14 protein-coding genes are annotated in these 14,610 nt (G+C 27.9%); 2 read left to right on the top strand and 12 right to left on the bottom strand.

The annotated features are described in order from the left end of the window. Nucleotides 1-150: 150 nt before the first annotated feature. From HW276_RS02935 to HW276_RS02910, 7 genes are all read right to left on the bottom strand, one after another. Entirely contained in the window at nt 151-1,395 is a 1,245-nt protein-coding gene (locus HW276_RS02935) for an RNA-guided endonuclease TnpB family protein (RefSeq protein ID WP_178937351.1), read from the bottom strand. Between the two features lie 221 nt (nt 1,396-1,616). Then, nucleotides 1,617-1,742, bottom strand: coding sequence for a hypothetical protein (locus HW276_RS11725; RefSeq protein ID WP_255460299.1), 126 nt, complete (start codon nt 1,740-1,742; stop codon nt 1,617-1,619). Nucleotides 1,743-1,826: 84 nt separating this feature from the next. Then, nucleotides 1,827-1,943, bottom strand: a complete 117-nt coding sequence (locus HW276_RS02930; RefSeq protein WP_178937350.1) for a MarR family transcriptional regulator — start codon at nt 1,941-1,943, stop codon at nt 1,827-1,829. 140 nt (nt 1,944-2,083) lie between these two features. Further along, nucleotides 2,084-2,959: a hypothetical protein gene (locus HW276_RS02925; RefSeq protein ID WP_178937349.1), complete on the bottom strand. Its 876-nt coding sequence runs from the start codon at nt 2,957-2,959 to the stop codon at nt 2,084-2,086. A gap of 12 nt (nt 2,960-2,971) precedes the next feature. Beyond that, nucleotides 2,972-3,535: a hypothetical protein gene (locus HW276_RS02920; protein ID WP_178937348.1), complete on the bottom strand. Its 564-nt coding sequence runs from the start codon at nt 3,533-3,535 to the stop codon at nt 2,972-2,974. Between the two features lie 275 nt (nt 3,536-3,810). Then, the gene (locus HW276_RS02915) at nt 3,811-4,776 is read right to left on the bottom strand and encodes an AEC family transporter (RefSeq protein ID WP_147003090.1); all 966 of its coding nucleotides are present in this window, start codon (nt 4,774-4,776) and stop codon (nt 3,811-3,813) included. Nucleotides 4,777-4,845: 69 nt separating this feature from the next. Then, a complete protein-coding gene (locus HW276_RS02910; RefSeq protein ID WP_255460298.1) occupies nt 4,846-4,968 on the bottom strand; it encodes a hypothetical protein in 123 nt (40 codons plus the stop codon). Between the two features lie 298 nt (nt 4,969-5,266). On the opposite strand from HW276_RS02910, the gene HW276_RS02905 reads away from it, so the two are divergent. Both HW276_RS02905 and HW276_RS02900 read left to right on the top strand, forming a co-directional pair. Further along, complete coding sequence (locus HW276_RS02905) at nt 5,267-6,586, top strand: MATE family efflux transporter (RefSeq protein ID WP_178937347.1); 1,320 nt, start codon at nt 5,267-5,269, stop codon at nt 6,584-6,586. Between the two features lie 83 nt (nt 6,587-6,669). Next, nucleotides 6,670-6,981 (top strand): helix-turn-helix domain-containing protein, encoded by a 312-nt coding sequence (locus HW276_RS02900; protein WP_018498149.1) that lies wholly within the window; start codon nt 6,670-6,672, stop codon nt 6,979-6,981. A gap of 124 nt (nt 6,982-7,105) precedes the next feature. Here HW276_RS02900 and HW276_RS02895 read toward each other — a convergent pair whose 3' ends face one another. The 5 genes from HW276_RS02895 to HW276_RS11960 all read right to left on the bottom strand — a co-directional run bounded on the left by HW276_RS02895 (nt 7,106) and on the right by HW276_RS11960 (nt 14,267). Next, nucleotides 7,106-8,866, bottom strand: coding sequence for a hypothetical protein (locus HW276_RS02895; protein WP_178937346.1), 1,761 nt, complete (start codon nt 8,864-8,866; stop codon nt 7,106-7,108). A gap of 122 nt (nt 8,867-8,988) precedes the next feature. Next, a complete protein-coding gene (locus tag HW276_RS02890; RefSeq protein ID WP_178937345.1) occupies nt 8,989-10,848 on the bottom strand; it encodes a hypothetical protein in 1,860 nt (619 codons plus the stop codon). 360 nt (nt 10,849-11,208) lie between these two features. Beyond that, nucleotides 11,209-12,858: an Hsp70 family protein gene (locus tag HW276_RS02885; protein WP_178937344.1), complete on the bottom strand. Its 1,650-nt coding sequence runs from the start codon at nt 12,856-12,858 to the stop codon at nt 11,209-11,211. A gap of 1 nt (nt 12,859) precedes the next feature. Then, nucleotides 12,860-13,657 (bottom strand): hypothetical protein, encoded by a 798-nt coding sequence (locus tag HW276_RS02880; protein WP_178937343.1) that lies wholly within the window; start codon nt 13,655-13,657, stop codon nt 12,860-12,862. A 13-nt stretch (nt 13,658-13,670) separates the two neighbouring features. Further along, entirely contained in the window at nt 13,671-14,267 is a 597-nt protein-coding gene (locus HW276_RS11960) for a lysozyme inhibitor LprI family protein (RefSeq protein WP_178937342.1), read from the bottom strand. Between the last annotated feature and the right edge of the window lie 343 nt (nt 14,268-14,610).

Genomic DNA, 14,610 nt, shown 5'->3' with positions numbered 1-14,610 from the left:
TCCCCTATATTCTGTTTACAATTTGTAATATATTTTTCCGCCAAATTATAACATTTATACACAATTTTTACAATTAAAATTCTGAACCTCCCACGACTAAAGTCGCAGGGTTCTAAAATCTTTAAAAATTTTCTAAGAAGTTTGATAGCTTTACACTACCCTTATTCTTTTAGGTGTGTTCAGCTCACCTCTATTGTATAGGACACTTAAGTCCACAACTTTACTTTTTCTTAGAATATTTAATGCTCCATTACAATCTGCATTTATGAGTTTACCTGCACTTGTTTGATATAGTCCTCTTTTTATTCTTTTCCCACTGAATATATATTCTTGTGGATTTTCTTTATCATATATTGGAATTTCATCTCCATCAAAGAAACTTGCTTTCGATGTATAACTCTCTTCTTGTAGTTTAAATTCTATTCCATATAGTTTACATAGATATATTAATTTATCTCTTAATTTCCCATATGGTATATTTACAAAGTTTTGATTATTTATGCTTCCTATATTTGAATTTCTTTGAAAATCTTCATTATATCCTAGAACTAATTTTCCTATATCATTATTAAGACAATAATTTACAATTGTTCTTGCTGCTTTTGAAAGATAATCATTTATACGATTATTTCTCTTTCTAGTTATTCTCTTTTGCCTTAATGTTGTGCGGGAGGTCTTTTGCTTATCTTTTATACTTTGTAATTTTGCATTTATCTTATTATAGTATTGATTAATAGATTTTAATTTTCTACCATCTATTATGAATGAAGCTCCAGTATTTGTAACACAAGTACATAGATTGTCTATACCTAAATCAATTCCTAGTGCATTTTCTTTATTTAATTCCCTTTGAACTTCTTCTACCTTATATATGTATTGAATTTCAAAGTACCTAGAATGTTGTTTAGGTATTATTCTAATCTCTTTTATCTTCTTGCCTTTTAATACTGGTGGTAGTTTTATTGCGATTTCCTTATGTGTCTTTCTAAATGAATTTGAATAAGGAACTATCAGCATACCATCTTTTAATCTAACAAATCCTATAACAAGAGTTGTAAATCCATCTTTAGCAAGATAATTAGGTAATTTTACTTTACCCTTATATTGACCATTCTTAGCAAGTTTTAAAAGTCCAAAGAATGATTTGAAGTTTCCGTCTACTTCTTTTAGAATTTGTTGAGCCATATTAGAATTTAATTTCTTATAGTTCTCACTATTTTTAAGCATTTTATAGTTTTCGTTATAACTTAAATACTTTTTCTTATTAAAATAGTATTGTCTAATATTATATATAGCTTCATTAGTTAAGTTCTTGGCTATATGAGATAAATATTTTAAATTCCTAAACTCTTTTTTACTAAGATGTTTTACTTGTTGTTTTAATGTTAAATACATAGATATCACCTCCTTTTCATCAGAGATATTATACCATGTATTCTACATTTTATCTGTCAAAAAAGTAATATTTTTTATTTATTTTTAAAGTTTTTAAAACCCCACAACAGTGGGAAGCGTCGTTCACATAAGTGCGCTACTACTTATGTAGTTCTCTTATGAACTTCTTGTTATCTCTAACAAGCACAGACTATATCTTATCCATAGTGTATTTTGGCACCTTAGGCGAAACCACTTCCAATACCAATCACTTGTATTGTCCCCTCACGAGGGATAGTCGTTGAACTTTCCTTTTCAGGCTTAGCTGCTGATTGTCTATTATATTCCTTTCTATACGTACGGCTCAATGTTTAGGATTTAACCTTGCATCATCTAGTATATTTTTTCCGCTTTCACTACCTTCACACTTATACCATATTCTCAATTAGGTATTATGTTGTGGTCATACTAGCTTTAAGAGTTCCCAGCAATCCAGTTTCTTTGTTGCACGGTTCTGCTCCGTGTCTACATACAAGTTTCCCTATATGCTTACTAAAATTTTCGTGCAATTCATCTCATGACTAAAGTTGCGATTGTTCTTGCACTATTTAATAAAATGATTTTCCCTTTACAACTAAAAAAAATCACAGTTAAATTAATAACTGTGAATTTAGATTTTAAGACAACTTATTTTTTATATCTATTAACTTTATAAAACCATCCTATACTTAACTATTCTATTCTCGCATCCCATTACATAAATCTCATTTTCAATCACGCAAATTTTTACAATTCTTTCCTTTAATATTTTTTCCTGCATTAAAATATTAAATTTCACATCTGTAATTATTAATTCTCCATTTTCAAGTCCGATAAAATATTTTTTTTCAAACTCTTCAATGTATGTTATTTTTCTATCTGAAATTTTTATTGAATTATAAAGTTCCTGATCCAGAATATTCCATATTTCAACCTCGCCATCTTCTGTTCCTGCAAAGTACTGAAGTCCAACTATTTTTGAATAGGCATGATTATTTTCTGTCTTTACTTCAAATATTTTTTTTAATCTGTTTTCAAAAATACTTATTGTATTTATTTGCTTATGATCTTCCCTAAATTTTATTATAACATTTTCTCCACTTGTGAATATTTTATAACTCCCATTTTTTCTGCATTTTGAAAGTTTTGTGAAAATTAATTCTCTTGTATCGACATCATAGGAAAAAAGAATATTATCTTTAATATAGACAATCCTTCCGCTTGTTATAAAATTCATAACTTGAATTATATCTCCCATGTCAAATACAAGTTCTACTATTCTTTTTTTATTTCCATCACATTTATATACTTTCCCGCTTGGAGTAGAAACAAAAAATATACTGGAAACAAATAATTGATTTTTTTCCTTTATATATTTTATAATTTCACAATTTTTTACTTTCCCTCCACTTTCCTTCTCAAATTTTCCCTTGTTAAAGTATATTAATTTTTCTCCCGTTGTTATAATTCTCTTATTTACAGGTTCAACGCCAAAATCATTTATTTTGGTCTTATAGTTTATGTCTTCTTCTAAAATTAATTTCATAGATCCCCTTAATTAATACACTATATCTTCTGTTGGAAGATAACCGGCATTTTTCAAAACCCGTTGCATATTTTCACTTGTTTTTGAAAAAATTTCATTGTTATAATAAATTTTCCAATCTCCATCAGGCTTTGCTGTATCATAAATATATTTAAACAGCATATAGGTATCTCCCCTCTTGGCATCATAAACATATAGTCTGTAAGTATAATATCTCGGTTTGTTTTTTTCATCCTTTTCTGGTATATTTGTTGGAAGCAATTTTAAAATATCAGACTGAAAATCAGCCAATATATTAAAAATATTTTCATAAGTCAATTCTTTTTTTTCTCTTAAATTATAAAGCAGTCCAATTTCTATATTTCCTATTCCAACATAATATGTCATATAATCATTTTCAACATCACAATAAATATCTCCCTTTAATTGTGAATGATTTATCAAATCAATTTCTTTAGATACGTAGATATTTGGATTCTTAATCCATTTACATAAACTTTTACTTTTACTTGCATTTGTATTTGAAAATGAAATTCCTGACACTAATAAAGCAAGCAATACTATTAATTTTTTCACTTTTCCTCCTAAAACTGCAATTATTATACTAAAATTTTTTTAAAATTAAACTCAAAGATTACAATTACTCTATTCAAACTTTATTTTTTATTCTAACTAATTTAAATATAAATATTAAATATTTGAACATATCTCAAGTATCAAGTATATATTAAAAGTTTATCATATTTCTTTGTTAATTTCAAGATTAATAATTATGAGCGATAAAATCGAGTTTAATTAATACTTTAATCACTAAAAAAGAAAATCAAATTAATGATTTTCTAAATTTTAAATTAAATATGAATTATATTAAGTATACTCATAAGAATCGGTACAACTAATATAAATAAAATCGTACTTGTAGTAACGACATTCGTAGAATATCCAATATCTCCGTCAGTTTCATTTACTAAAATAGGCAATGCTGCAAATACTGGCGCTGCCGACTGAATTACAAAAGTTTTTATTTCCAGGTCATTCAAATGTACATAATGTCCTGCAATTTTCAAAAGCACAATCATGACAATTGAAGAAAATACAAATCTCCCAAGCAAAGCCAAATTTGTATCCAAATCAAATCTAATACTATGAAGCCCTGCATCCGCCAATACAATCCCAATATACAGCAAAGCAAGCGGTGTCACAATACTTCCAAGATACTTAGTAGTTTCCACAATCGGCGTCATAACTTTTATTCCCGAAAGAAGCACAACGAATGCGATAACAAAAGCAATAAGCGGTGGTGACAATAACTTTTTCAGGTTAAATCCGCCTTTCCCATCTCCACTTCCTGCATCCATTGGATCATTTGCCAAAAGCATATATCCCAAAGTCCATATTGACACTGTATTAGTAATGTAATACATCAAATAATACTTTGAAGCCGCTTCCCCAAAAAGAGCCATATTCAAAGGAAGTCCAATAAATATCGTATTTGCATTGACTACAGCATTATAGAATACTCCACGTCTTCCATCTCGCATTTTCACTATCTTTATAACTACAAAGGCTGCAACATATCCAATAATCACTGAAGCAAATGTAAAAATTAAACGGTTTGACACTTCCTTCAGGGCATCCATATTTAAATATTTTAAAACTGAATAAAATATTGAACAAGGCAAGGCCACATTTGTTATAAGTTTTGACACATTTTCACTAAATGTATGATGAAACCAGTGTCTTTTTTTCAAAATATATCCAATTGCAATCATAACAATGATGGGAAAAATACTTCCCAGCGATTTCAAAAAAATCATTTTTTAATTCCTTTCTCTTTATTAAATTTATTAAAAAAGCCAAATTCACAAACTAAACAAGGCAAGAACTTAAATTACTTCTTGCTTCAAATGTGCTACGAAGTCCTCCATCTGGAAATGATGAAGCATATCAGGATCGCCCTTTATCAAATTGCTTCCTGAAAATTTATAAATAAGCTCTTCATTTTCCATAAATCCTTACCTCTTTCTTTTCCATATCTTTCTTATGGCTCAGTTTTTCCACTCTCCACTTTTATAACTATAAGTTTATTATACAATGCTAGAAAATATAAGTCAAATAAAAATTTCTTTATCCTTTTTTTTCCTTTTTAAAAATAATAAAATAATACAATTTTTCACAACCGAAATCACAAGTATCTTTGAGCTAACTAATAAAAAACATACTTACAAAAAAGTACGTTATTCATATTAGATAAAATAAATGTTAAAATAACAATTAAGAAACATATAAAAATCAGGAGAAGATAAAATGAAAGACTTAACAAAAGGAAACGAATTAAAAACAATAATTTATTTTTCTTTGCCAATTTTAATAGGAAATTTATTTCAGCAGATTTACAATATTTCAGACACAATCATTGTGGGAAATTTTTTAGGAAAGGAAAGCCTTGCGGCTGTAGGCTCAAGTTATCAAATTAATGTACTTATAATAGCTGTTTCTATAGGTATTTCATTAGGGACAAGCATTCTAATTTCCCAATATTTTGGTGCAAAAGATATGAAAAATTTGAAAATCACGGCAAATACAGGATTTATTTTTTCCATAGTTTTATCTCTTATTGTTACAACATTAGGTTTTTTACTGTCAAATAATATTTTAATTTTAATTAATGTTCCGCAAAAATTGTTACTGGAGGCAAATATCTATTTAAAAATTATTTTTATTGGAGTTGTCCCAACTTTTGGCTACAATTCTCTTACAAATACGTTAAAAGGTGTGGGTGATTCAAAAACACCGACTTACATCTTAATTACTTCCGTAATTTTAAATATTATCTTAGATATATTTTTTGTAGCAGTACTAAACTCTGGAGTTGCTGGAGCTGCAATTGCAACTGTTATTTCACAGTTTATTTCCTTTTTTCTTTGCTTATTTTACATAAAATTTAAATATCCAAATTTAATTTTTAAAAAATATTATTTCAACTTAAATTTTAATATTTTAAAAGAAATACTGATTATTGGAATGCCAGCAATGTTACAGCAAGTTTTAATCAGCCTAGGATTTATTGTCATTCAAATTCTTGTAAATGGATTTGGAACAGACTGTATTGCAGCTTTTATTTCTGCTTCCCGAATTGATTCCTTCGCAGAATTGCCATCCATAAATTTAGGACAGGCGTTGATGACTTTTACAGCCCAAAATTATGGAGCCAAAAAAATAGATAGAATAATTAAAGGTGGAAAAGATAGCCTAATTTTAGGAATCTCATTTTCCATCATAATCTCAATTATTATTTTTATTTTTCCAGCATTCTTTATTTCAATATTTAACCGAAATCCCGAAGTGATTTTTATAGGAAATCAATATTTACGTATAATTTCAGCATTTTATGTAATTTTCTGCACAATGCAAATACTAAATGGATTGCTACTAGGCTACGGAAAATCCTTAGTTCCACTAATAGCATCTATTACTTCATTTTGTATGTTTCAAGTGCCTCTAGCCATTTTATTTTCCAAAACATCGTTAGGCTATAACGGAATTTGGATTGCCGCACCGATAGGCTGGACAGGAGGACTGCTAATTCGAGTGTGGTATTTTATAAAAATTTCTAAAAAAATATAGAAAAAATAAAAGAATTGTAGTAAAATCAAGATTATTTGGTGTTTTTTAAAATTTCAAATAATTTCATTGAAAGGAAAATTTATATGGAAGAAAAAATTTACACTTGTCCGTTGGAATTAACTCAAAAAATATTATCAAAAAAATGGACAGTCATCATATTATGGCTTTTAAGACACGGAAAAGTCAGAACAAAAGATTTCAAAAATCAAATAAAAGGCAGTAACGAAAAAATGATTATCGAGCACCTGAACTATTTAATTGAAGAAAAACTCATCGAAAAAAGGGAATATGATGTTTACCCAAAAAAGACAGAATATGTTCTTACAGAAAAAGGAAAAGATTTGCTGCCTATTTTGGAACTTATGCAAAGTTATGGAGAAAAATATTATGTTTAAGAATTTCTATTTTTATTTAAAAATAAGGGGTTTTAAACTGACCCCTTGCTAAATAATAATTATAATTAAATTTGAGGAAGAATAATTTACATAAAATTCCTATTCTTACTTTTCCCAATTAATTTTAAATTGTTCCTGCATAGTGATTCCATCTTTCTGTTATTTCATTAGATTTAAAACTAGCAGCTTTATATTTATTATTATTAGTATTCCATTTCGTTCCTCTATAATTACATCCTGCATTCATTTCCAAATCATCATCATTCCCATTATAAAGATCAAAAATTTGTCTAATTTGACTAATTTCTTTTAAGTAATATTTATATGCATCATCAACTTCTGTATAAGTTACCTCTCTAAAACTTTTATCAGTTCCTGGCATTATCCCTCTATCGACTTTCTCTATTTCATTAACCAAACTGCAATAATCTTTATAAGCATTATTCACTTCAGGATTACTATAAAAATTCACTCCATCTACATAAAGTTTATCTAACCATGGAGTGGTAGTATCTTCAAAAGTTGAAGTTTTTGAATCATCCTTTAAATATGTATATCCATTTATTGTTTCATGATCACCATAAATTTTTCCTGATAAATTTTTCACTGTCAAAGATACCATAACTGCCATTATTATAAAAAGTATTACTCCAATAACTATTAATATAACATTAATCCCGCTATCACTATTAGTAGCAGTATTTCCGTTTTGACTATTATAATAATTATTACCGCTATTATTTCTGTTTTGACTATTATTACCGTAATTATTATTATTAGAATTTGCTCCAGCTTTTTCATTCATTCTTTTTCTTAGCATCTCTATCCGTGGATTTCCTGGCCAATAATTCCTTGCCTCATCCAAATATTTTACAGCCTCATTAAATCTAAAGTTTTCTATAGCATTTAAAGCCCTGTCACAAGCAGCTTCACTTAATCTTTTCGCATCATTATTATCATTTTCATGCGCTTTTTGTGATCCACTTGAACTGTTTGTAATATTATAAGATATTTTATTTGCTTCACAAAATCCTATAAATACATTTTTAGCTTCCTTTTCACTGCTCAGTATATTTTTTATATTATTAAAATTGTCACTCTTCTCAGTTGAAATTTGCTTATCAGTTATTTCATAAATAGACTTTATTTCTTCCAATTCTTTTTTTACTTCTATATATTTCAAATATTTAAGATATTCATCATATTCATTCCTTTTAGCACCGTTTCCAAATATCTTTTCACATTCAGTAAATAACTTTTTCTTAGCCGAAGTTTCATTATCAGATTTTATTAATTTTTTTCTTTTTTCTTTAATAGCCCCAATAATTCCTCTTGTATCCAATCTTCCAGCATTTATATTTTCAGAATCAAGAAACTCATACAAATTCTTCTTATCCAATATTTTCAAATTTTGCTCAACTGTTAAAAATTCATATTTTCTATTAATACATTCACAATAATTTTTGTATATTTTTTCATCATACAATTCTATCTTGCCATTTTCTTCGATTCGTTTTTTAATCAAATCTTCTTTTCTTTTAATCCTAGCTGCTATCTCTTGTATTTTTTCTGATGTAATTATACTTCCCTCAAAAAATCTCAAAAATTTATCTATTGGCTCAAACAGCTTATTTTGCGCATCTTTAATCAATTCTTTTCTCTTTGCGCTATTAAGCATCTCGCTTTCTATAATACCATGTTTCAAAAGTTCACCATAATTTTTATATTTTGTACCATTTAACGGATCAGTTTCTTTTCTTAACCATTCCTTCCTTTTTTCCTCTATTCTAACTTTTATTTTCTCCTCATTTTCTTCAGCAGCTGGATAATATTCCAGTTCCAGTATTTCATACCAGTTGTATTCAATTTTATTTCTGTCTGCCATCTCTTTTTCTCCTTTAATTTATTACTAAATATTTATCTAAAATATTTTTTCTAATTAAAGTATACTCAAATTTCTTTAAATACTATCTATTCAAATAAAATTACGAACACTTTCATTTAATATTAATTCCCATAATTATTATAATAATCATCTATTTCCTTTCTCTCAAATTCTCTTGCCTTGTACTTGGAATTTGCCGTATTCCAACGAGTTCCTTTATAAAAGCATCCAGATTCCGGCTCTATCACACTGTCATTCCTATTATTTAACAAGAAAACGACTTGTCTCATTTGTGCTATTTTCTGTAAATATTCCTTGTATGCATCGTCAACTTCTGTGTATGTAGCCTGTCTAAATGGAGTATTTGTTCCTGGAACAATTCCATCATCTACTTTTACAATTTCATTTACTGCATTGCAATATTCTGTTTTAATATTTTCATAAGCAGATGAGCTATCACTTACACCCATCATTCCTTCTTCATATCCAAGATCTCTTTTTGAAAATGTTGAACCTTTTCCATCATCCTTTAAATAAGTATATCCATTTTTTGTTTCGTGATCAGGATCTACAGGCTGTGTATTTTCGTAAGTTGTTTCTGGAGTTGAATCAGGCCCGTCTGAAAAATTATTTGCATCCTGAGTTGTTCTTTTTAATGGATGATTATTATTAGAAAAATTTGGTGATAAATTTTTCGCTGTTAAAAATATCATAACTGCCATTATTATAAAAAGTATTACTCCGATAACTATTAATATAACATTAGTCCCGCTATTGCCATTAGTAGCAGCATTTCCATTTTGACTGTTGTAATAATTATTACTGTTATTATTTCTGTTTTGACTATTATTACCGTAATTATTATTAGAATTTGCTCCAGCTTTTTCATTCATTCTTTTTCTTATCATCTCTATCCGTGGATTTCCTGGCCAATAATTCCTTGCCTCATTCAAACATTTTACAGCTTCATTAAATCTAAAATTCTCTATGGCATTCAAAGCCCTTTCACAAGCAGCTTCACTTAATTTTTTTAATTCATTATTATCATTTTTATATGTATTTTGCGGTCTATTTGTATCATTTGAACTATTTGAGATATTATAAGGTATCTTATTTGCTTCACAAAATCCCATAAATATATTTTTAGCTTCCTTTTCACTATTCAATATATTTTTTATATTATTAAAATTATCATTTTCCTTATTCGATACTTGTTTATCAGTAACTTCATAGATAGTTTTTATTTCTTCCAGTTCCTTTTTTACATTTATATATTTTAAATATTTCAAATATTCATCGTATTCTTTCCTTTTTTCTACATCTCCAAATATCTTTTCACATTCAGTAAATAATTTTTTCTTGGCAGAAGTTTCATTATCAGATTTAATCAAATCTTTTCTCTTTTCTTTGATATTCTCAATAATTCCTCTTGCATCCAACCTATTCACATTTATATTTTCAGAATTTAAAAACTCATATAAATCTTTCTTATCCAGTATTTTTAAATTTTGCTCAACTGTTAAAAATTCATATTTTCTGTTAATATATTCGCAATAGTTTTTATAAATTTTTTCATCATACAATTCTATTTTACCATTTTCTTCAATTCGCTTTTTAATCAAATTTTCTTTTCTTTTAGTCTTTTCAGCTATCTCTTTTATCTTTTGCGACGTAATTATACTTCCTTCAAAATACTTCAAAAATTTATCTATTGGCTCAAACAGCTTATTTTGCGCATCTCTGATCAATTCTTTTCTTTTTGCGCTATTAAGCATCTCGCTTTCTATAACACCATGTTTTAAAAGTTCACCATAATTCTTATATTTTGTACCATTTAACGGATCTGTTTCTTTTCTTAGCCATTCTTTTCTTTTTTCTTCTATTTTAGCCTTTATTTTCTCCTCATTCTCTTCAGGAACCGGATAATACTCCAAGCCAAGTATTTCATACCAGTTATATTCAATTCTATTTCTATCTGCCATTTCTTTTCTCCCATGATTTCTTGAAAATATTTTTCCCAATTAAAATATACTCAAACTTCTCTAAATTACATTTATAATTTTTCAAAAAATATAAAACAGAATTAATAAAAGAAATTTGAGTAATTTTAATTACGTTTAGTTGTAACTTATAAATTTAACTTATTCAAAAACTATATATTTAAAGTTTATCAAAAAATTTTCTAAAGCAAGGGAGTATTGAACTTTTATAAAAAGATTCTGATTATTGAATATTTTTTTTAATAATATTCAAAAACTACTTCTATTTTCAGAAACAAAAGACCCTTTACCAAATTTTTTAAAATTATAAAATTATTGAATAAGCCATTAATTAACTGGAACTTATAGAACTACTATTCCTTGTGAACGTCGTTTTATTTTTTCCAATTCTTCTTCTGACATTACACCTTTTGTTTCCATTCTTACATTTACTTCTCTATTTCCAGTTTTGTCTACTCCCTTAACATCCAAGATTCCTTCTTTATTTAATTTCAGAGTAACTTCAACCGGTGCCCCTTGTGAAAGTCCTGCAGGAAGTTCTAATACTGCTTCCCCAATTTTTAAATCATCATCAACATTAAAATATTCATCCATATAATCATTTTCATAAATCTCTATATTTGCTGTACTCTGATTATTGACATTAGTTCCAAAAATTTGAGAAACAGTTACAAATCCATTATTCATAGGCTCATTTTTTACTATCATATTATAACATTTTTCTTCATTATTATGAATTATCTTTAATGCAAAACTTTTTGTTGTAGCTATTACAATTTGTCTGGCAGCTCCGCCAATGCTCATCATCTCAGGCGATACTGACAAATCTTCCTTATAATCGCTTGCATTTAATTCCTTTTCATCTCCATTAACCGATACTTTTACTTCTTCATTAGAATTAAAATCTTGTCCTGCAAGACTCTTTTGATTATTTACATAAACATTTACAGCATGAATAGCAGCTCCTTTAGCCACAGCTTCATCTGGCTCAAGAATTTTTATTTCAGATTCTTTAAAGTTTTCTGTCAACATGCTTTTTACTTGCGGCATTCTTGTAGAACCACCAACTAAAAGTATTTCATCAATTTTTTGGTATCCTTTATTTTTAGCCACCTCAATAGCTTCCTTCGTTTTATTTAAAGTTTCATAAAGCAATGTAGAAGTTATTTCATCAAATTTTTCTCTTGTTACAGAAATTTTTGATCTTTTCCCATTTACTTCCAGCATATCACTAGCTTGATTTTTTGAAGTCAGCTGTTTTTTCATCTTTTCAGCCTTTAATCTCAAATCTTGTATTGCATATTCATCAAATTCAACTTCAGCTCCAACATTTTCTGTAAATTGATTAGCCAAATATCTTATTAAAACTTCATCCCAGTTTCTTCCACCTAAATCATGATCTCCATCTGAGCAAATAACTTCAATTTTATCAGAACTTATTCTCATAATTGTAACATCAAATGTTCCTCCACCAAGGTCATATATCAAAATTGTCTTTTCATTTTGCTCCTTTGCACATCCGTAATACAATGCTGCTGCTGTAGGTTCACTTATAATTTCCAACACATTTAATCCTGCTATTATTCCCGCATTTTTGGTTGCTGTTCGTTCTGCTGTACCAAAATAGGCTGGACAAGTTATTACTACATCTTTAACTTCCACTCCTAGCTGTTCTGAAGCATCTTTTGCTAATTTTCTCAAAATATATGATGATATTTCCTCTGGTGTCTTATCTTCATAATTATATCTAATTGCAAAGTCCGTTTTTCCCATCAATGTTTTTACCAACATAGAAGTTGTGTCTGGATTCAAAACCGCTTCAGCCTTTGCATCATTTCCAACAATTACATTATCCCCTTCAAAAGCGACTACAGAAGGAGTTATATTTTCACCTTCATTATTTTTTATTACTTCTGCCCTTGCAGTATCATCTACACGAGCTATACATGAATAAGTTGTTCCCAAATCAATTCCAAATACATATTTTGACATTTTATTCTCCCTTCAAATCTTCTTCTGGTTTTTTATAAATATTTACTTCAACTTTTTCTGGTGAAATAATTTTATCTTTATATTTATAACCGCTGCTCAAAACATTTTCTATTTTTCCATGCAGCTGTTCATAAGGTGTTTCAATTTTCTTTATTATTTTTTGTTTTTTTACATCCACATAACTGTCATTTTCTATATTAGTTTCATAAATCTCTATATCATTGTTTTCCAAGATAATTTCCACTTCTTCAATATAACTTTGAAGTATTTCTGATTTTTCCTCTTCTGACATCACACCAAAACTCTTCAAATTTTTCTTCATACTTTCTCTCAAACTTACCAAACTCATCACAACAGGTTTTATGAGCTGAAAATACATATCATTTTTATATTCCTGAAGTTCCTTGTAAAGTCTATCTGTCGTCTTTTTTTCAAATTCAATACTTTGAATCTTTTTCAAAAATAAATCATTTAGCACTTCAACTTTTCCATCAATATCTTCAATGTTTCTCAAAATCTTTTCTAATTTATTTTCATCATTTTTACTATCATCGTTCTTATCTGCTTCTTCTTGTTCAGCAGTTTCTGATTCTAATTCTTCTCCGTTTTCTTCCTTTTCGACTTTTTCTTCTACAGGTTTATCCACTTCATCACTTTTAATTTCTTCCGCCTGTCCAGGTTCATTTTCCAGTTTCATTTCTTCTTCTGAATTGTCTGTTTTTTCTAACTCATCCTTTTCTTCAGATTCTCTTTTCCTCTCCGATTTACCTTTTTCATCTGAATTCCAAAAAAATTTCATCTCTATCACTCCATTAATTCAATCTATCGTATTTTTCTGCCAATTCTATTGCCCTAGCCTTTATCGTATCAATTTCCCTGTTCTCAATTTCTATATTTGCCGAACAGTCATCAGATGCCTCGCTTCTTATTCCATCTATTGTTCTTTCCCGTTCCTTTATCCAAGCTATTTCTTCATTTTTAAGGGATTTCTTTTGTGAATCTGGATAGCTTGCCATTAACATTTTATATATTTGATTTAATTCATTATCCCATTTATTATGTAAAGATACACGATAGCCTACATATTCATCACAAGAAGAAGTATTATCAGGCGTATAACTATTTAATTCATTTTCAACTGATGCCATTCTATTTATCATTGCTTTTTCATACATAGTTTTCGGTCTACTTTGAGTATTGTTATATGAGTCCTTTTTTTGACTGTTAGCAACTTCTGGTTTTACCGACTTTATTGAAATCATATTTGGATCTTGCACTATATTTGGCTTTTGTTCCCTTTCTTTTTCCAATCTCGCCATTTTACTTTGAGTAGAAAAAATATAGAATCCGATACTAAAAATTGTCCCTGTTATTAAAACAATTAAAACTGCTATCAGAATATTTCTCACCCTATTATTATTCCCCTGTTCCATTTCAGATGTCCTTTCCTATTTAATTTTTTTATTTTATATTTTCTTAAAAAAAGTTATATTAACATATATCTGCCATTTATTATTCTTAAAAAATACTTAGTAATATTGTACCCAAACTTTTCATAATTTTTATTTTGGATTTACCAATAATTAACTTTATTTATTTTATTCTTTTAAAAAAAATTAATAATAATATTAATTTAAAATGACAAAAATTATATTCTAATTACTTTATAACAATACAAAAATACATAAAAATGAAAACTATGTTTGATATTTGAAAAATTTTTTACCAAAATAACACATAATAATTTCTTTA

Origin of the sequence: Leptotrichia sp. oral taxon 417 (assembly GCF_013394865.1) — a bacterium.
GTDB lineage: Bacteria > Fusobacteriota > Fusobacteriia > Fusobacteriales > Leptotrichiaceae > Leptotrichia > Leptotrichia wadei_A.
The sequence above is the reverse complement of the archived record's forward strand: the minus strand, read 5'-3'. Positions and strand labels throughout refer to the sequence as shown.